This window comes from Brucella sp. RRSP16, from assembly GCF_052246815.1.
GTDB classification, from domain to species: domain Bacteria; phylum Pseudomonadota; class Alphaproteobacteria; order Rhizobiales; family Rhizobiaceae; genus Brucella; species Brucella intermedia.
In genome coordinates, this window is record NZ_JBQQAM010000064.1 from 1 (window position 1) to 350 (window position 350).

Consider the following 350-nt stretch of genomic DNA (forward strand, 5'->3'; position numbering starts at 1 on the left):
GGAATGGGATCGGGTGCAGCCGCTCCGCCATAACCACCAGGTCGGCGAAGAACACAAATGAGAAGCTGGTTCAGGGCAGTAAGGCAGTAGGGGAATAGGGCAGTATGTTTGGTCTGCGCCTATCCTTTGCCTTTGTGCTTTGTCTTTCTGTGCAGGCGATGGTTAAGGGCTTTAGGCAACATATTGCCTTATTGCCCTACTGCCATATTGCCTTCATCGAACTTCGTTCGATGGATATTGTAAATGGGAGTGATCAAGTCGATCGAGCTATTAGTACCGGTAAGCTGCATGCGTTGCCGCACTTCCACACCCGGCCTATCAACGTGGTGGTCTTCCACGGCTCTGATAGG

Annotated in this window: 1 rRNA gene; it reads right to left on the reverse strand. The window is 51.7% G+C overall.

Annotated features, from left to right (window positions below):
• Positions 1 to 249: 249 nt before the first annotated feature.
• A 23S ribosomal RNA gene (locus ACS5UA_RS22915) occupies positions 250 to 350 on the reverse strand; the annotation flags it as partial.